The organism is Moorena producens PAL-8-15-08-1 (assembly GCF_001767235.1).
Taxonomy (GTDB): Bacteria; Cyanobacteriota; Cyanobacteriia; order Cyanobacteriales; family Coleofasciculaceae; genus Moorena; species Moorena producens_A.
The window spans coordinates 8,854,666-8,873,861 of record NZ_CP017599.1 but is presented as its reverse complement, the minus strand read 5'-3'; the positions used below and the strand labels follow the sequence as shown (position 1 = coordinate 8,873,861).

The following is a 19,196-nucleotide window of genomic DNA, read 5'->3' as shown; positions in this document are numbered from 1 at the left end:
TAATAGTCAGGTGACTTATCAATTAGCCATTATCAATTACCCATTATTCATTACCCATTATCCATTACCCATTCCCTCAATGCTAGTCTAAGAGGTTGAAGGGGATTTTTCAGCAGGAACAGCCGATGACAATTCGACGCCAGTACAGTCTTCCCAACTGTACCCTTATCCTGGAGGGTTGGAGTAATAGTACCACAGGGGATGGGTTACAGCCAGATCCCCGACCATTGCTGACAACTCTAACTAATGCGGAATGCCATTTAGGGGCTATGAAACAACCCCTCAGTGGTGGGCGGGATTTTTTTGAGGACTTGGTAGATAGTGTAAGCCGCTATGCTCAGGAATTTTTGTCTAAAGTACCTCACCCCAAACCCAATGCTGAGAAACCAGCTAAGGTGCATCTGCAGAAAGTCGAGGACAAAAATGTGCATCGACTGACACTGCTAGATACTCCCAACTCAGGAGCAATGACCAACTCAGGGAAAGGTCTCCATGTAGATTTGAACACAGTGCAGTTGTTTGACTTGGTTGAGGCGATTGACCAGTTTTTGGCTGATGGACGAACCCTACCAGATATTAGCGTTTCGTTGCAGCCTGTTTCTAAGCACTATCGCCAAGCTGAAAAACCAGTAACCGAGCGTACTGCACCCGCTGCACTGGGCATGGCAAGTTTGGCTCTAGCTGCGATCGCATTTTTCTTTGTACCGATTCCAGAAGTACGGGAACCCGAACCTGCCCGAACAGAGGAAAATTCCAATCAAACCAGTACCTCAACTGGGGAGAGTGACCCTCAGGTAATACCAACACCAACACCAAAGGGAACACCACTCTCGATTGAGGAGCTAGAAAAAGTGCTCACAACTGCACCAGAAATTACTGATCCCACAGAGTTGCGCTATATACAAAGAAGCCTGCAAAAGCGAATTTTTCGAGCTTGGGGGAACCGGGAACAGTTTGCTGGGAATTTAAACTATCAGGTTAGTGTTGGCAGAGATGGTGCGATTTTAGGCTACAAACCTGTTAAGGGCACACCCTTGGATGGAGCAGAGCAAACCCCCCTGCCTGAATTGCTTTACACCAAAACTACAGGCAATATTGCTACCCAAGAACCTATTGCTCAGTTCCAGGTTTTATTTAAACAAGGGGAAGACGAAGGGATTCTCGAAATCAGTCCTTGGAATGGTTATATGGGTAAGATTACCCTAGGTCCAGAAATTACTGACATCGCTGTCATTAATGATTTGAAAGACAAAGTGTCTCAGAAAATTGGTGATAGTTGGAATAAAACCTCCAGCTATCCTCAAGATTTAACGTATCGAGTAGCTGTGACTGAAGAGGGTATCATTGCTGATTATGAAGCAATTGATAAAGAGTCTTGGGATTACTCCCAAGAAACTCCTCTAGAACGCCTAATCAAGCCAGCAGCAGCTGGCATTGGTGGCGAAGGGACTGGGTTAGTACCCCAGAAGCCCCTTGGTCATTTCCGAGTAGTGTTTAAAACTAATGGTGAGTTAGATGTTAGTCCCTACAGGAGCAAGGAATAATTTCCTGTGGCTAATTTAACAAAATGCGAGACGCGGATTTCAATATTTTGTCAATCCGCCCTCACCTGAATTCTTACCCTTTTTTCAATTCGTTTTTCCGAAAAATGCAGAATTTTTGCGTCCGCTCTTGCCCAACCAAGGAAAACCCTGCAGTTGCGAACATGCTAAGATACTCTATTTCATCGAAAAATAGTAATCGCACTTGTTGTTGAGAAAGTATCTTGCCATTTTCTGAAAATTTATAAGTCTTCTGTAATGATTGTTCTCCAAAGTTGGTTTTTTGTGCATACACGATCCCATCTTTGATTGGCATTTCATAATTGGTATGCTCCCCTTGAATCGAGATACATAAAATACCATCCTTATCTAAAAGATCATACAGTTTGTTCAGCAATCTGATCTGGGCATCTTTGTTAGAGCAATAACTATACAGCCGATATTGTTTTTCTTTTTCTCTGTACGATATACTGAGAACTCCCCCAGTCGAAATAACAGCCTCAAATGTCTCGCTGATTTCATAATCCTCAATATCTGCACATACGAGCCTAACCGAAGTATCCTTGAGTCTTACTTCTGCTTGTGCAAGCATCGCGGGCGAAAAATCAATACCTGTTATATGATAATTCTCCAATAACAACATCTGCTCCGTTAATAAGCCGGTCCCCAGCCCCATATCCAGAATTTTTCTTCTTTCACCCAAAATTTCCTGCAATGATGTGGCATAATCCTGATAGTCATAATAGCCAGATGTCATGAAGTTGTCATAATACTTGGCTAGTTCTGTGTATTTATTGTCCACAGACACCAAATCAGAAGATTTTTGTTTTCCCATCAAAATCACGCCTCTTTGAATTTCTATATAAGAAGATCATTTAGGTGGGCATAAATAAACGTTAAAACTCAGAATCCAAAAATGAAGCTGGAAGCCTGTATTCAAAAGGTTTTGACCATTTTGAATCTCAATACCTAACACAGAAGCAACCGTTTATAATCTCCCCGTTCGTCGGCAGGCAGGTCAATCGGGCGGGTGAAACGGAGGTGGGGTGGTGGGGAGAGTTTTTTTTAGGTTAAAAATACCTAAGGTACGCTTGATCCATTAAGAATTAAATTCGCCACGGGTCGCACTTTTTATTAATAAAAATTCCCCCACGGTTCGCGTTCACACTTAGCTTTTAAAAAGCGCGGGGTCGCACCGCTCTATCCCGTTTCTCCCGTTTTTACCCACCTCCTATCCAAAGGAATAATTGTTAGTGGCAAATTGAATCTTCGCTGATACCCAGTTGCGTTATGGGTTGACCCTTAACCATTGCTTGTGTCTAGTCAACACTCAACACTCAACACAACCGTTTAAAATTAAAATCCCCCCTGCTCCAGGGGGGATTTTTAACGAAACATACTGCTGACAGAAGAGTCTTCATGAATACGCCAGATGGTTTCACCCAATAAGTTAGCCACTGAAAGCACTGTCAGCTGTGGAAACCGTTTGGCGTCCGGTAGTGGAATACTATTGGTAACAATTACTTCTTCAAACACTCCACTAGAGAGGCGCTCTATAGCTGGTGGCGAAAACACGGCATGGGTTGCACAAGCATAGACTTGACGAGCCCCTTCTTGACGCAGTACTTTGCCAGCTTCACAAATCGTGCCAGCAGTGTCAATCATATCATCGACTAGCACCGCAGTTTTACCCTTGACATCCCCAATCACATTCATCACTTCAGCGATATTGTGAGCTTGCCTGCGCTTGTCAATAATGGCAAGGGGGGCATCATATAGCTTTTTGGCAAAGGCTCTGGCTCTAGCCACACCACCAACGTCCGGCGAAACTACTACTAGATCACTTAGGTGCTTAGAAGCCAGATATTGTAGCAATACTGGTGAACCGTAGACATGGTCACAGGGGATATCGAAATAACCTTGAATTTGAGCGGAGTGCAAATCCATTGCCAAAATCCGATTAGCACCTGCTCCAGTAATCAGGTTAGCCACCAGCTTGGCTGTAATGGACTCACGCCCCGCCGTTTTACGGTCTGCTCGCGCATAACCATAGTAAGGAATCACAGCAGTAACTTGCCGCGCTGAGGCTCGACGGCAAGCATCGATCATAATAAGTAACTCCATCAGGTAATCATTCACCGGATAGCAAGTCGGTTGAATCAGGTAAACATCACACCCCCTGATGGATTCTTGAATTTGGACATAGAGCTCCCCATCAGCAAATCGTTTCCGTACCATCGGTCCCAAGTCGAGGCCTAGATAACGTGCTACTTCCTGAGAAAGGGAAACATTTGCCGAACCAGAAAATAGTCTTAAACGATTGTTAGCGGCAATCTGGGGCAGAAGAGGTTGAAGCTCTAAAGTAACTGAACTGCTCACAGCAAACCCTCGAAGCTTATTTCAACGCGATCTTAACATTCTAAGAATATCCCTTTTATAATAATTTTTATAATTATTTATTTAAATTTGATTAATATTTTATTAATTTTTATAGCGTTGCTCTAACAGAAGTGTTGACTAAAGACACTATATATAGTGTCTTACCATCACACGAACCTGAGAACTCAAGCAGTTGTTTTTAAGTTTCTTACTCAAATACGAAAATTAACTATTGTACTTAATTCGAACAACTGTACATCTAGTCAAGTAAGGTAGTTATTTAAGATAGTTCTACACCAAAATAAGATAGCAATGAACATAAGCGTGATGTTCTAATAAACCAGAACAACATATATAGCGGTTATCCTATTCATTAGGTACAGAGGATTTTTTACCTGTTCCCTATTTCCTATTCCCTATTTCCTATTCCCTATTTCCTATTCCCTATTTCCTATTCCCTATTTCCTATTCCCTATTTCCTAAAGGACTTACGCAATAACTATACTTTTAGGATCCCGAAGCAGATTATACAGCATAAGCCCGTTTGGAGTCTAGTCTTGGGTAAGCCCTGATATATATGCTGAGCAACTTATCTGTTGCTCAACGCTGTTGCTCAACGGAACGGTTGGAATGAATCGGTGGAGTTCCAAAGCAACATAATACAGTCTAAACTTCAAGAATACTCCTCCGGCCTCATTGTCCGTAACAACTGATCTACCACCGATGGAACCACCGATTGCCTCTGGAACTATTCTGCAAAATCGCTACCATTTGCTCCGTGTCCTTGACCAAGGAGAATTCAATCGGACTTACCTGGTAGAGGATCAAGGGCGCTTCAATGAACCTTGTGCCCTCAAAGAATTTATTCCCCCTCAGACAGAAACTAATAATCTAGATAAGTCAAGGCAACTGTTTCAACAAGAAGCAGGTATTCTGTATAAAATTGAACACCCGCAAATTCCTCAGTTTCGAGCTACCTTTGAAGAGGAAGGACGGCTGTTTCTGGTTCGAGACTACGTAGAGGGAAAAACCTATGGTGACCTCCTAGAACAACGGAAAGCCCTTCACAATCAAAGTGAACCTCTATCTTATGAACCGGATGGGGAAGTCCAATCACCCCCAATGGCTAGCCCAACCAAGTTGGGAGTCTTATCAGAAACAGAAGTGCGTCAGCTATTGCAGCAATCCTTGCCAGTTTTGGACTACATCCACAGCCAAGGGATTATCCACCGAGATATCACACCCGATAACATTATCATGCGGGAGACCGATAGTATACCGGTTTTCATTAATTTGGGTGTGGTACAGGAACTGGCAACTCGTCTTCAATTGCCAGATACTCCCACACCAACAACTAGTATTGGCAAAAGCGGTTATGCTCCCAGGGAGCAAATTCAGACAGGTCAGGTGTATCCGAGTAGTGACCTCTATTCCCTAGCAGTGACTGCGATAGTGCTACTAACTGGGAAAGAACCAGAAGAACTTGTCGATGATACTAATCTGACTTGGAACTGGCGTCCCTGGGCTAGGGTTAGCGATGAGTTAGCTGAGATATTAAATCAGATGCTTAGTTCTCAACCAAGCGATCGCTACCAATCCGGTAGGGAAGTATTGTATGCCTTTCAAGCTTCTGGGTTAACTCCCCAACTGCCAAAGCCCAAGCATTTACGAGGCACAACGGTGGCATCGGCTCAAGCTAGAACACCCAGGGGTGCTAGAGGTGGAGAACCGAGTGAACCGGTAATGTCTCAAGCCAGGGGTAACTCTATTTGGAATAGTCCTTGGCCGCTGCTTGGGATAGCTACAGGACTAGCAGTGCTGGCAGGGATAGGCTCTTGGGTCTGGGTGGGCAATGTTAATCAACAGGACACTGGTAAATCTCCAAGTCCTAAAGTGTCTGTAAGTCCTAGTCCTAGTCCTAGTCCTAGTGCTAGCCCTAGTGCTAGTCCAACTCCGAGTAAGCCTCAAATCTACAGTCAGCGTCTAGGGCTTTCTGCTGGTAAAACCCTTTCTAAATCCAGCAATTTAAAGGCTAATCACACGATTAACTACATTATCCAGGGTAAACAAGACCAAACTCTCAAGGCATATCTCAGTGACGAAGGGGTCTTGATGACTGTGCTTGGCCCGGACGGAAAACCAGTGGACAATCGAGCTCAGCGGGTGCGGCAATGGCAAGGGAAATTTCTGTTCACCGGCAACTACACGATTCAACTGAGTCCAGTTAAGGGTCTACCGGATAGCAATTATCAGCTAGGATTAAGGTTAACAGAAGCACCGAAGCAGAAACCAGAACCTAAACCAACTGCTGAGTATAAGATAGAACGGGTCAATTTGTTACAGGGAACCAAGCGTTTGCAGCTACTGGGTAGCACTAGCCCCCAGAAGATTCAGCGCTACTTGGTGAAGGCTAAACAGGGTCAACAATTGAAGCTAGAGGTGATTGAAAGTGATGTGGCTTTAAGTATCCGCTATCCCAATGGGAAGTTAGTGGAAAAGGCTTCAGGGGTGCAACGGTGGCAAGGTAAGCTGCCTAGTTCTGGTGAGTATATAGTAGATGTAATTGCTAAACAGGAAAGAAACTTTGCTGTAGATATTAGCCTTACTGACTGAAAGTGAGTCAATCTTGAACGTATTACTAATTACTGGCACCAATACAGAGATCGGCAAAACGGTTTTGACTTCTGTGATCGCTGCTTATTGGCAGACTTACCGTCCTCAAGAGAGTCTGGGGATATTCAAGCCGATTCAAACCGGAATTGGCGATCGCGAAATTTACCACCAACTATTTGACTTGGGTCAAACCCTGGAGGAGATTACACCCGTGGAGTTTAAAACCCCTGCAGCACCACCAGTTGCTGCAGATCTAGAAGGACGAGAGGTTGACCTCGAAAAGGTCTGGCAAGGCTTCGTTAATCTGCGCAGTCAGCGGGATGTGGTCTTGGTGGAAGCTTTGGGAGGACTAGGTTCACCAGTGACTCATGAACTGATTGTGGCAGATTTGGCAAGGGATTGGCGATTGCCAACGGTATTGGTTGCGCCGGTAGAATTAGGAGCGATCGCACAAGTGGTTGCTAATGTTGCCCTGGCACGCTCATCACGAGTTGACCTCAAAGGCATTGTCCTAAATTGCGTCGAACCTCGTACCTCCCAAGAAATTAATCAGTTGGCTCCGATTAGCTTAATCGAGACTCTAACCAATGTTAAGGTTTTGGGGATTTTACCTCATCTATCTGACCCAATGGACTACTCGAAACTTGCTCAAGTCGGTTCAAATTTGGATGTCAGTGGTTGGTGAGCGATGATAGTAAATCTGAGGGGAAAGGGTAACAAAGGTTAAACTATTATGCGATCGCGGACGATTCGAGAAGGCTCCGTTGGCTTATTGATTGTAGCAGGACTTGCTGTTTTCGGTGGACTTGTTGTATGGATTAGTGGGATTAGCTTCGGTCGAAAGAGCTATAAATTTATTGTCAATTTTGGCAACGCTGCTGGTATGCAAGTGGGGGCATCAGTCAGCTATCGCGGTGTCCAAGTTGGCAGAATCACTAACATTGAACCCGGTACTAATGGGGTCAATGTCACCGTTGAAATTGATGACCCTGGATTGTTAATCCCCCGCAAAGTCCAGGTTGAAGCTAATCAATCGGGTTTAATTGGTGCTACCAATGTGGATATCATGCCCCTAGGACAATTACCTGCAACTGCTCAAAGTCTTACACCCTTCGGAGCACAATGCAATTCTGCCCTAGTTATTTGTGAAGAAGATCAGATTAATGGTGATGTGGGTTCTACCTTTGCTGACCTCCTACGGAACGGAAATCGCATTGCTGAACTAATCGCTGATCCAGCGTTTTTTGAAAAAATCAATAGCCTTGCTTCCAATGCCTCCAATGCCGCTAGAGACGTGTCAGAACTTAGCAAAGAGATGACCCAGTTGTCCCGCATCGTGCGGCAAGAGGTAGCAGGCTTGTCCAAAGCAACGAATGCTGTGACCAGTGCTGCCAATCAAACATCTAGTCTAATTGGGTTGGCAACCAGTAGCATTTCTAGTACGTCTGAGCAATACAGCCAAACGGCAAGGGAACTAAATCAGTTGATTACCTCTGCCAATCAACTATTGGTCAGCAATCGGGGAAATTTGGTGACCACCTTGGATAGCATCTCTCAGGCCAGTCAAGATCTGCGTGTATTGACCAGCAACTTAACTATTACCGCGAATCAGGTTAACTCAGCGGTTTATCAAACGGATGTATCACAGATGCTGCGGAACTTAGAAAACCTATCGGCTAATGCTGCCCAAGCATCTGCTAACTTACGTAATGTTTCCAATACTCTCAACAGTCCTACTAATTTACTGGTATTGCAACAAACCCTAGACTCAGCAAGAGTTACCTTTGAAAATGCCCAAAAGATTACCGCTGACCTAGATGATCTGACTGGGGATCCAGCTTTTCGCCGCAATGTCAAGGATTTAGTTAATGGACTCAGCGGCTTAGTGTCTTCTACCGAACAGCTGCAACAGCAGGCTCTGATATCTCAACAACTGGAAGCTCTCAATACTGCTATAGACACCGCCTCGTCTAATGATCCTGCTAAAACCGTTTCCATCCCTAAGTCCCCCCCTAAGATCGATCCACCTAAGATAGATCCAATAGCTCCCGCTGATCAGAAGCTTCAACCGAATCAAGAAAAACAGATGTTTAAGCTTTTACCCCCAGCCCCTAGGAAATCGGTTAAGTGAAATTAATCTAGTAAAGGGAGCAGGGAGCAGGGAGCAGGGAACAGGGAACAGGGAACAGGGAACAGGGAACAGGGAACAGTGGCAAGAGGCCGTATTCAGTAAATTTTGTTAGCTACCTGTAGGGTGGGCAAGGTTTTGCCCACCCTACCCATGGATTATGTGCGTAAGTCCTGGTACAGTAAGCTTTCTGAGTTTTTTAACTGGAAACTTATCATAAAAGGTACTGAAAAACCAAAATGATTTTTTCCCACTCCCTACTCCCTACTCCCTACTCCCTACTCCCTACTCCCTACTCCCTACTCCCTATTCGCGACTTCAGCAAAGAAGTCTTAAGTCCAGTCATCCTGGCTTCCAGAACTGTTGTCTCGTCTATACGCCTTACCGGCTTGATGAATCGTAAGGGTTTTCTCAAAAAGCTGTTGTTCTGTCAGTTGCCATCCCTGGAGCAGTAAATCCAAGTCCCTTTGAATGGCTCTAGCACCGGGAAAACTGTCATAGCGAATACGCAGTCGGGCTAATTCCGCCAAGTTGTATTCATTGGGTTGTTGTTGTAAAAGACGGTTAACTATTTCGCGATCGCGTTTTTCCTGAGGATGTTGCTGGTCTTGATTTCCTTCCATCTCAGTCAAGGCTTCCATGCTGGCTAAAACATCAATAATTACTTATAGCAAAGGGAACAGGTAACAGGGAATCGGGAATCGGGAATCGGGAATCGAGGTAAGTAAGAGTGTGGGGAGATGGGGGAGTGTGGGGAGATGGGGAGATGAGGAGATGGGGCAGATTTTTATAGTCTTGGGGGTTTCCACGGGGCTTTCAAGCTGCGGACGCAGGTTCCGCAGGCAGCCCCTCCCCACTCGCTATTGCATCAAGACAGGGTAATTATCCGGAAATCATATCAGATTTTACCAGAGTAACCAACTCCTTATTATTAATAATAGTTAAATAAGTCGGATTATAATTAATAATTTGTAGTTATTTTTTAGCTTTAAATATACTTTTATTTTTGTTGATATAGCGGTTTATCACCTAATCAGGTACACAGTATTTTTTCCCTGTTCCAAGATCCGAACTTCCCTTTCCTAAAGGTGCAAGCTCTTAGTGCTAGACAGGTGTTCCTCTAAGCAACAGTGCCGGGAACTCTAAGACTGAGAGTAATCGGCCAGGTCTATCAATGGAACGCGATCGCATCCCCCAATCCCAGAAAGCTAATCCCTTATCTAGCTCCGACGACAGCACTAATCCCCTCACACAAAGCCATAGCATTTCACTAATGCAATTGGGCTTAGTGGCATTCCTCGAAGTCAGTAGTCTATGTTTATTGCTCGCCTCACCCACCCTCGCTCAAATTACCCCAGATACTACCTTGGGTGATGAAAATTCTCAGGTTACTCCCAATCAGACTATCCGTGGTGCTGTAGCTGATTTAATTGAAGGGGGAGCAATTCGAGATAGTAACTTATTTCACAGTTTTCTAGAATTTAATATTGATAATGGTCAACGAGTGTATTTTGATAATCCCGATGGCATTACCAATATTTTGACTCGTGTTACTGGCAACAACTTGTCTCAAATTCTTGGCACCTTGGGAGTAAATGGTAGCGCTAATTTATTCTTGCTCAATCCTAATGGTATTAACTTTGGAGCCAATTCTCGCTTAGATGTCGCAGGCTCCTTTGTAGCTAGCACTGCCGATAGTGCGGTATTTGACAATGGTTTCAACTTTAGCGCTAGTGATCCAAACGCCCCACCATTGTTAACCATCAATATTCCCATCGGTTTGCAATATGGTAGCAATCCTGGCTCAGTCAACGTGATAGGAGCTACTTTAGGCATCGACACAGGGCACACCATGGCTTTACTTGGGGGAGAGGTTAACCTCAATGGTGCCACCGTTGAAGTGCCAGGGGGACGAGTGGAATTAGGAGGATTATCTAGTTCAGGCACCGTTACCCGAGCTGGTGCGACATCGGTTAGTTTTCCCGATGGTGTCCAACGAGCTGATGTTTCTTTGACCAACGGTTCGGTAGTAGATGTAACGTCTGTCAATGGCGGAACTATTGCCATCAATGGTGCTAACTTCGACATGTCAGCCAGTGAGTTACAGGCTGGATTGACCGATGGAGCATCGATACCAGATGCAGTAGCTGGCAATATTACCATTAACGCTAATGGCAATACCACTCTCAGTCAAAGAAGTTTGATTGCTAATGATTTAGAAACGGGAGCGATAGGCAATGGCGGAAACATCGAGCTAAGCACTAGCGGTCTTACTATCACTGGTGGCTCAAGAATTCAAACTGTTACCAATAGCAATGGCGGATCAGGAGATATTGAGATTAATGCTAATGGTGCGATTAATATCTCCGGTTTTACTGAAGATGGCTTATTTAGCGGGATTCTAACTCGTTCTGCTGCTGACACTAGTGGCTTTGGAGGCAACATTACCATTAACAATGACCAAGGGTCACTCAATCTAGCTAATCGGGGATTTATCGGTACAGTTACCAACAGTAGTAGTAATGGCGGTGCGATCGCACTAAACCTCAATAACCTGGTGCTTGAAACTGGCGCACAGATTGTCACTGCTACTACCAACATAGGCAATGCTGGAGATATCACCATTAATGCTACCGAAAGTGTCACTATCTCTGGGGAAAGTCGGGATTTTCTCCCTAATCCTTTGTTGGACTTAGAAACCTTTGACTTAAATGCTCTGGAGTTTATTACTGAACCGAATCCCAACGTTGCTGAATCCGGACCATTGGGAATTCCCTATGTTTCCATTGAACGGACTCCAGAACAGATTATTAATGGCACCACCGTATTGGGTGCAGCGGAAAATCAAGTTGATTACTTTTCCTTCAGTATCACGAATGGCAACAGTCGAGCTATTTTCGACATTGACAATGGCTTTACAGGGGAAGACGGCAACGTAGATACCAAGATTTTCCTGTTTAATCAAGGTACAGGAGAATTATTAGAAGTCAATGACGATTCTCAAGCTGCTGATGGTGCTGGTGGCAGTAGAGAAGTCTTTGGCAGTTTCAGCACAGACTCCTTAATTGATACCACCATCACTGAGCCAGGGGTTTACTTACTCGGAGTTGGTGCCTTCCCCTCTGATGCTAGTAATAATGAATTGATCGAGGGTGCAACCCCAGAAGTGGGGGACACTTACACCCTGCAAGTGTCTTTAGAAAACCTGGGCACGGAGGGAGTCTCGTTACCGGAAGACCCCTTCAATCGGGCTAACTTTAATCCGAATGTGGAAGCCAGGAGCGGCTTATTCTCGGAATCGACAGGTAAAGGCCATGGTGGCAGCTTAACAATTAATACCCAAACATTGATACTCAACAATGGTGGCAGAATTTCCACCGATACCTTTGATTGGGGTGGTGGTGGCAACATTACCTTAAATGTGGGCTCATTGCTGGAAGTGAATAATGCATCAACGTTAATCTCAAGCATTGCCCGGGATAGTGGAAATGCCGGTAACCTAGTAATTGATACCAAACAATTACAGCTGAACGGGGGTATTGTAAGTACCGACACCTTTAGCTCCGGTAATGCTGGTGAGATTACCATTACCGCCACAGAATCTGTGATGCTCTCAGGTACAACGGTTGAAGAGCGTGGGCGCATCGATAGCAACGCCAGACCTGGAGCAATTGGAAATGCAGGGAGAGTGGTTGTTGAAACTCGAGTTTTGCAGTTGCGTGATGGCGCTCAAATCCGCTCGATTAATCGGGGGAATAATATGGATGGGGGCAGTGTAACCGTTAGAGCTAAGGAAGTCTCAGCCATTGGTACCTCACCTGATGGTATATTTCCCAGCGCTTTGGTTACAGCTACACTCGTCGGCACCGGCCCTGGCGGCAATTTAACCATTGAAACCGAGCGTTTGCTTGTCAGTGATGAAGGAACATTGTCCTCTCGTACCCGTGGAGCTGGGGATGCTGGCAATATTACCATTCGGGCAACTGAGCTAGAGGTCAGTGATGGTGGAGAGGTGATTGCTTCTAGCTTAGGGGATGGTGAAGCTGGGGATATCTTCCTCCAAGTTAATGACATAGAAGTCACTGGGATTTCAGAGGATGGTCAGTTTCCTAGTCGGATTGCGGCCTTCTCTGAGGAAAACTCCCCTGCGGGTTCAGTGATTATTACCAGCAACAACTTGAGAGTTCGCGATGGTGCCGAAATTTCCGTCAGTGCTCGTGGTAATGGGGAGTTAGCCCAGGCTGGTAATCTCGACATTACGGCCTCCTCGATTGTATTAGATCAAGCTACCCTTTCTGCGGAAGTTAATGCTGGGGATCAGGGCAATATTATCCTGGATTCCCAGCTAATTTTGATGCGCGATCGCAGTAACATCACTACCAATGCCGAAGGTACTGCCACTGGCGGTAACATTACTATCGATACTGACTTGCTAGTTGCCCTAGACAATAGCGATATCACGGCCAATGCTCAAAATAGCTTTGGCGGACAAGTGATTATCAATGCTTTAGGCATTTTTGGCACTGAATTTCGGGAACAACAAACCCCAGATAGTGATATTACCGCCTCTTCCCAACTGGGAGCTTCCTTTAGCGGTACTGTGGAAATTAATGCACCTTCCGCCGACCCTAGTGCGGGATTATTCCAGCTACCGTCCACTTTTGTTAATCCCAAACTGCTAGTTGCCACTGGTTGCGGTACTGATGATGGCAATCAATTTGCCCAATTTGGCCGGGGTGGTTTACCCACAGACCCCACTAAACCGCTTCGGGGTCAAACCCTGTGGATGGATTTACGTCCATTACCTCGCCACAGCGCTCGCCGCCGGAAAAATCCTATCTTAGCTTCGAGTGCTTCTAATGCTTCTAATGCAGGTAACTCACGTCGGTCTAGAATTGTTGAAGCTAATCGATGGATTATTAATAACGACGGAGTGGTCGAGTTAGTGGCTGATTCACCTCAGTCGAGTCCCTTCATTTCCTGGTTTTCACCTTATTATTGCGTACGGTAACAGCATTTGGGCAATAACTCTAGTTTTCTCTACGTTTAGGCTTTCTTAATCATTCACCTTACTAATGATCATCCCATTGCTATTTTTTTTAACTAGGCCGATAAGTGTTACAAATGGTTAACCAGTATTTAATATCTGTGAGTAGTTTTTCTAGAATTAAATTATAGAACCCTATCACATTGAGTAGCATCTTACTACGGCACTGACTACACCACTGACTACAAGAAACTATTCACTCAACGTCTTCAATGTCAGGGATTATAGCTCAAGCGCGAACCTCAGTATCTTACACATCTTCCCTATCTTTACTAGACAAGGGCAACCCTTAATTTATTTTCTGCAAGTACTTAAATTCCATATCTTCGAGCCCCCATCTGAATAATTTTAAGAGGCGAGGAAAAACTAATCATGGCTTACAAAAAAATTCTGGTAGCAATCGACCGCTCATCCCAAGCAGAAGCAGTGTTTGACAACGCCCTAGACCTAGCCGAAAAGGAACAGAGTACTCTGATGCTAGTACACTTCCTTAACTGGGAACGTCAGGAAATGATGACTCCTTACGTAGGTCTTGGCACCATAGCTGATGTAGACCTCTATGGTAGTCTGCGAAAGGTTCACCAAGAAAATCTCCAAAAACACCTTGAGGAAAACAAAGAGTGGCTTAGGAGTTATGCTCAACAGGCCAATAATCATGGTATCGCTGCCGAAGTATCTTGTCAATTGGCAGATCCGAGTGTAGGAATTTGTGATCTAGCCCAAAAGTGGGGTGCGGATTTAATTGTTCTAGGTCGTCGAGGGCTTGGGGGTTTAAAAGAAATGGTACTCGGGAGTGTCAGTAACTATGTTGTTCACCATGCTCCTTGCTCAGTGTTGGTAGTTCAAGGGGTAGCAACCCCAAGCATTGAGTTAACCACTACAGCCACTCCAGTAACTACAGATACAAACTAGAGATTGAGCAAAGCTCACGCTTTGCGAACGACAGCCTTGAGATTCTAGCGATGCAGAGGTGCGACCCGTGGCGAATTTAATTCTTAATGCGGAAAAAGCACCATTACGGTCTTGGGGGAAACCCCCACTCGCGCTTTGCATCAAGAAGGCTTTAGGAATTATGCATTTTTTACATAGATGGATCAAATAGACTGATTCATCACTAATCATTTCACTAATCTTTCTTACTTCCACCAGAAGTCTAGTCTCTTTTTGAGAGCAGGAATTCCACAATAACTCTACTTGTAGGGTGCGTTAATAACGCACCCTACTATTTATAGGTTTTGGAGTCCAGTTTTGTATAAGTTGTGGGAGTTATTTCTACAGGATTTTCTCAACAACTGTGGCTTGTTGATGTGAGTTTAGTTGTAATCATACTTATGCATTTTTGTCAATGCTGAGGTGATAATTAGATCTAGAGGTTACCACCTGCCATCAGAAGAAGTATCTATGATGCCGGTAGGTATTTGGCATTTTGGCAGTAATTTTACTTCGACTGGAGATAATATGTAGGTTTTACGTTTAGTTTAGTGTTTTTACTGTTTCAATGTAGTGTTTTTACTGTTTCACTGAGGCTAAGAGGTCGGTGACAATCGAACTGAAAGTGGTTAGGATAGAAATTTTATCAGGGCGAGTAACATCATCATTATTGGTAACGCCCACTTTATTAAAACGGTCGTTGACTTATATCAGGTCATGATCGGAACTTCGAGCCAGCTAAAATTTGGCATCGTCTTCTGTTAAGCATCTGGATCATACTTGATCCGAGCTACAGCAAATGATCCAATGCTTAAATCTAATCCAACTCAGAATCCTCAAGGGATTCAGCTGTGGTCAGAAGTCTGCCCTATCCATTGTTCCACCGCCAATCCGGTACAGGAGATTGTAGCTGAAACTATCGGCGTAGCATCAAAAGGGTTGTGGATAGGTTTTAACCACAAGGAGTACAAGGTACTGATCAGGTCAAGACACCCAAGGATTTACTGAGCCAGTACGGCAACAAACTCTAGTACCAAGTCCAATTAATTACTGTCAAATTAATTAGTGCCAAAATAGTTCCTATATTGTTGGGAATGGATAATATGGGTAATAGGGCATGGGTGAGGGATGATTCTCAACTAGATTAGAAACGATAACGACCCCTTACATTACCCGTAATTATTAGTACACCTAGGCAGAAATTGGTGACTAGTTCCTTTGAAGATGAGGGGGTAAGGGGGTGGGGGGGATTTTTCGCGGTCAGCTATTTCCGTGCCTGTTGCACCAGAGACGGAAAATAATGGTATTGATAAATTTATGACTATTTCCTTCAGGTTTTTTACCATATAGCAAATGCCAGGAAACTTATGTCAAGTAAACTACAAATGCCTGGTAAATTATGTAAAATAAACTACAAAAATCTAGAGAGATAACCCAAAGCCTGGAAATTAACTTAAATTCATAGCCTTGTTTATATCTATAAAAAATTTAAATCATTACTCACTTCTACTTAATCATTTCTAATTTATAGTTAAACAACATCGGTGTTGTATATAAAATAAAGTAAAGAAAGATGACCTCCTTTGAGGAAAATTTACTAAACTAGTAGTATCAGCCCCGATAGAGTTGATAGCTCAATGAAGGGGAGAAACGAATGGCTAGGCTAGAGTAAAGAGAATGGCATGTTCCCTGAGGATGTCTTGATGCAAAGCGCGAGTGGGGGTTTCCACGGGGCTTACAAGGTGCGGAAGCAAGTTCCGCACACAGCCCCTCCCCAAGACCGCCCGGCATCGCTGTCATAATAAGGTGACGTTGTCTGCCGAACAGGCTAAGCGTTGAGTTAAGGCTAGTTCAGCAACTGCCAAAACTTCAGGTGCTTCATCGGACTTTTCACAATCCCATTGAATCCCATTGAGGCAGAAAACCATCTGTACTCCCCTTGGAAGTAAACCTCAGGAGAAGCATCATATGGTCACCACTACTCCAGAAAAAACCCCACTATCTGCCAAAGACTGTGCCAAAGACAATGCCTTCGTCCTCTGGTTTGAGGAAGTTGGTATTGCCGATATCGCCATAGTCGGGGGAAAGAATGCCTCTTTGGGGGAAATGATCCGACAACTTACACCAGTAGGAGTTAGAGTCCCCACTGGCTTCGCGACTACAGCCTATGCCTATCGATACTTTATTGACAAAGCTGGGTTAGAAGCCAAGCTGCGCCAGGCATTTTCTGACCTGGATGTGGAAGATGTCAATAACTTGCGACAACGGGGGATGCAAGCGAGAAGCTTAATTCTCAATACCCCATTTCCAAAAGAACTAGCCAATGCGATCGCGCAAGCCTACCAACAACTATGCCAACGCTATGGCAATGATCCCCAGGAATTCTGTGAGCAGTTTGACCCAGAATATCGGCACACCTGCCTACAGTCAAATTACAATACAGATGTAGCAGTTCGTTCCAGTGCCACCGCTGAGGACTTACCTGATGCTAGCTTTGCTGGTCAACAAGAAACCTATCTCAACGTCCACGGAGTAAAAGCGGTTGAGCAAGCGTGTCACAAATGCTTTGCGTCACTTTTTACCAACCGGGCCATCTCCTATCGAACTGTTAAAGGCTTTGACCACTTTGATGTCGCTCTCTCTGTCGGTGTCCAGAAAATGGTGCGCTCAGACCTAGCATCGTCTGGTGTGATGTTCTCCATCGACACCGAAACCGGATTTAAAAATGCGGCTTTAGTAACGGCAGCTTACGGTTTAGGTGAAAACGTTGTCCAAGGAGCAGTCAACCCTGATGAATACCTGGTGTTCAAGCCGACTCTCCAAGAGGGGTATCGCCCTATCCTAGACAAACGTCTAGGCAGCAAAGAAGTCAAAATGGTCTATGATGACGGCGGGAAACTGACGAAAAATATATCAGTACCGCCATCAGAACGGGGAAAATACGCAATCAATGATGAGGAAATTCTCACCCTAGCCAAATGGGCTAGCATCATTGAAGAGCACTATTCCCAGGTGCGGGGTAGCTACACCCCCATGGACATTGAGTGGGCAAAAGACGGGAAAACCGGTGAACTCTTTATTGTTCAAGCCCGTCCGGAAACTGTACAATCCCAGAAATCTACCAATGTTATTTGTCATTATCAACTCAAAGGCGATGTAGAGACATTGCAGGCAACGTCTGTGCTAGCCACCGGTCGCGCCGTCGGTGAAATGATTGGTCAAGGCAAAGCAAGGGTAATTCTGGATGTCAACAAGATTGACCGTTTCCAAGCCAAAGAGGTATTGGTCACGGACAAGACAGATCCGGATTGGGAACCTATCATGAAGAGAGCGAGTGCTATCGTCACTAACCAAGGAGGTCGCACTTGTCACGCTGCCATCATTGCCCGTGAGATGGGTATCCCCGCGATTGTGGGTTGTGGCAATGCCACTAACCAATTGAAGACAGGTCAACCAGTGACAGTTTCCTGTGCAGAAGGAGATGAAGGCAAGGTTTATCAAGGGTTGCTGCCCTTTGAGGTGCAAGAAACACCCCTTGACAACCTACCGCGCACCCGCACCAAAATCATGATGAATGTGGGTAACCCAGAGAAAGCCTTTAGTCTGTCTTCTCTTCCCTGCGATGGGGTGGGGTTAGCTCGGTTTGAGTTCATCATTGCCAATCACATTAAGGCACACCCGATGGCGTTGATTCACTTCGATGAACTCGAAGATCCATCGGTCAAGGAAGAAATTGCTCAGCTGACAGCATTGTATGACCATAAACCTGACTTCTTTGTGGATAAACTAGCCAACGGGATTAGCATTATTGCTGCTGCTTTTTATCCCAAACCAGTTATCGTCAGGATGTCAGATTTCAAGAGTAACGAATACGCCAATCTCTTAGGGGGTCAACAATTTGAACCCAGGGAAGAGAACCCGATGCTAGGATGGCGAGGGGCGTCTCGTTACTGTGATGAAATCTACCGGGAAGCCTATGGTTTGGAATGTAAGGCACTCAAACGGGTACGGGATGAGATGGGACTGACTAACGTTATCCCCATGATTCCCTTCTGTCGCACTCCTGATGAAGGTCGCCGGGTGCTGGCGGAAATGGAAAAACATGGCTTGAAGCGGGGTGAGAATGGGTTACAAGTCTATGTAATGTGTGAAATCCCCAGTAATGTCATCCTAGCCGACGAGTATAGCCAAATCTTTGACGGTTTCTCCATCGGTTCTAATGACCTCACTCAATTAACCCTAGGGTTAGACCGTGACTCTGCCTTAGTTGCCCATATCTTTGACGAACGCAACGAAGCAGTGAAACAGATGGTGCGGATGGTGATAGAAAAAGCCAAGAAAAATGGCCGCAAGATTGGTATCTGTGGTCAAGCACCAAGTGACTATCCGGAATTTGCCTGCTTCCTAGTGGAGTTAGGAATTGATTCCATCAGCTTGAACCCTGACTCGGTACTCAAGACACTTCTAGATATCGCCAAGGTAGAAGGAGTAAATTAGTGTCGTGGTGTTAGGTGTTAAGAGTCTTAGGTATTAAGAAATCTACATTACACCTAACCAA

General features: G+C 44.9%; 15 protein-coding genes. 9 read left to right on the top strand and 6 right to left on the bottom strand.

Annotated features, from left to right (window positions below; translation table 11 throughout):
* Window positions 1–125 precede the first annotated feature (125 nt).
* Entirely contained in the window at window positions 126–1,544 is a 1,419-nt protein-coding gene (locus BJP34_RS32565) for a DUF4335 domain-containing protein (RefSeq protein ID WP_070395911.1), read from the top strand.
* Window positions 1,545–1,617: 73 nt separating this feature from the next.
* Here the strand turns inward: BJP34_RS32565 and BJP34_RS32560 are convergent, their stop codons facing one another.
* Complete coding sequence (locus BJP34_RS32560; protein WP_070395910.1) at window positions 1,618–2,376, bottom strand: class I SAM-dependent DNA methyltransferase; 759 nt, start codon at window positions 2,374–2,376, stop codon at window positions 1,618–1,620.
* Between the two features lie 551 nt (window positions 2,377–2,927).
* Entirely contained in the window at window positions 2,928–3,920 is a 993-nt protein-coding gene (locus BJP34_RS32555) for a ribose-phosphate pyrophosphokinase (protein ID WP_070395909.1), read from the bottom strand.
* A gap of 723 nt (window positions 3,921–4,643) precedes the next feature.
* On the opposite strand from BJP34_RS32555, the gene BJP34_RS32550 reads away from it, so the two are divergent.
* The 3 genes from BJP34_RS32550 to BJP34_RS32540 are packed head-to-tail and all read left to right on the top strand — an operon-like array spanning window position 4,644 to window position 8,664.
* On the top strand, window positions 4,644–6,533 hold the full coding sequence (locus BJP34_RS32550; protein ID WP_070395908.1) for a serine/threonine-protein kinase: 1,890 nt from the start codon (window positions 4,644–4,646) through the stop codon (window positions 6,531–6,533).
* A gap of 13 nt (window positions 6,534–6,546) precedes the next feature.
* Window positions 6,547–7,218 (top strand): dethiobiotin synthase, encoded by a 672-nt coding sequence (gene bioD, locus BJP34_RS32545; RefSeq protein ID WP_070395907.1) that lies wholly within the window; start codon window positions 6,547–6,549, stop codon window positions 7,216–7,218.
* Window positions 7,219–7,266: 48 nt separating this feature from the next.
* Window positions 7,267–8,664: an MlaD family protein gene (locus BJP34_RS32540; RefSeq protein WP_070395906.1), complete on the top strand. Its 1,398-nt coding sequence runs from the start codon at window positions 7,267–7,269 to the stop codon at window positions 8,662–8,664.
* A gap of 329 nt (window positions 8,665–8,993) precedes the next feature.
* On the opposite strand, the gene BJP34_RS32535 is transcribed toward BJP34_RS32540, so the two are convergent.
* Together BJP34_RS32535 and BJP34_RS45035 are read right to left on the bottom strand one after the other, a co-directional pair.
* The gene (locus tag BJP34_RS32535; RefSeq protein WP_070397003.1) at window positions 8,994–9,284 is read right to left on the bottom strand and encodes a DUF3288 family protein; all 291 of its coding nucleotides are present in this window, start codon (window positions 9,282–9,284) and stop codon (window positions 8,994–8,996) included.
* 42 nt (window positions 9,285–9,326) lie between these two features.
* On the bottom strand, window positions 9,327–9,470 hold the full coding sequence (locus BJP34_RS45035; protein WP_158517598.1) for a hypothetical protein: 144 nt from the start codon (window positions 9,468–9,470) through the stop codon (window positions 9,327–9,329).
* A gap of 365 nt (window positions 9,471–9,835) precedes the next feature.
* Here BJP34_RS45035 and BJP34_RS32530 point away from each other — a divergent pair, with 365 nt between their 5' ends.
* Both BJP34_RS32530 and BJP34_RS32525 read left to right on the top strand, forming a co-directional pair.
* Entirely contained in the window at window positions 9,836–13,672 is a 3,837-nt protein-coding gene (locus BJP34_RS32530) for a filamentous hemagglutinin N-terminal domain-containing protein (protein ID WP_070395905.1), read from the top strand.
* A 408-nt stretch (window positions 13,673–14,080) separates the two neighbouring features.
* Window positions 14,081–14,620, top strand: a complete 540-nt coding sequence (locus BJP34_RS32525; protein ID WP_070395904.1) for a universal stress protein — start codon at window positions 14,081–14,083, stop codon at window positions 14,618–14,620.
* Here the strand turns inward: BJP34_RS32525 and BJP34_RS45030 are convergent.
* Complete coding sequence (locus BJP34_RS45030; protein ID WP_158517597.1) at window positions 14,579–14,761, bottom strand: hypothetical protein; 183 nt, start codon at window positions 14,759–14,761, stop codon at window positions 14,579–14,581. The two genes, BJP34_RS32525 and BJP34_RS45030, sit on opposite strands and share 42 nt — an antisense overlap.
* Before the next feature lie 522 nt (window positions 14,762–15,283).
* Here BJP34_RS45030 and BJP34_RS50610 point away from each other — a divergent pair.
* Window positions 15,284–15,403, top strand: a complete 120-nt coding sequence (locus BJP34_RS50610) for an adenosine-specific kinase (protein WP_365975390.1) — start codon at window positions 15,284–15,286, stop codon at window positions 15,401–15,403.
* A gap of 42 nt (window positions 15,404–15,445) precedes the next feature.
* The gene (locus BJP34_RS48085) at window positions 15,446–15,646 is read left to right on the top strand and encodes a hypothetical protein (RefSeq protein WP_070395903.1); all 201 of its coding nucleotides are present in this window, start codon (window positions 15,446–15,448) and stop codon (window positions 15,644–15,646) included.
* A 788-nt stretch (window positions 15,647–16,434) separates the two neighbouring features.
* Here BJP34_RS48085 and BJP34_RS49735 read toward each other — a convergent pair.
* Complete coding sequence (locus BJP34_RS49735; protein WP_267876425.1) at window positions 16,435–16,566, bottom strand: hypothetical protein; 132 nt, start codon at window positions 16,564–16,566, stop codon at window positions 16,435–16,437.
* Between the two features lie 40 nt (window positions 16,567–16,606).
* On the opposite strand from BJP34_RS49735, the gene ppsA reads away from it, so the two are divergent.
* Complete coding sequence (ppsA, locus tag BJP34_RS32515) at window positions 16,607–19,135, top strand: phosphoenolpyruvate synthase (protein ID WP_070395902.1); 2,529 nt, start codon at window positions 16,607–16,609, stop codon at window positions 19,133–19,135.
* Window positions 19,136–19,196 lie beyond the last annotated feature (61 nt).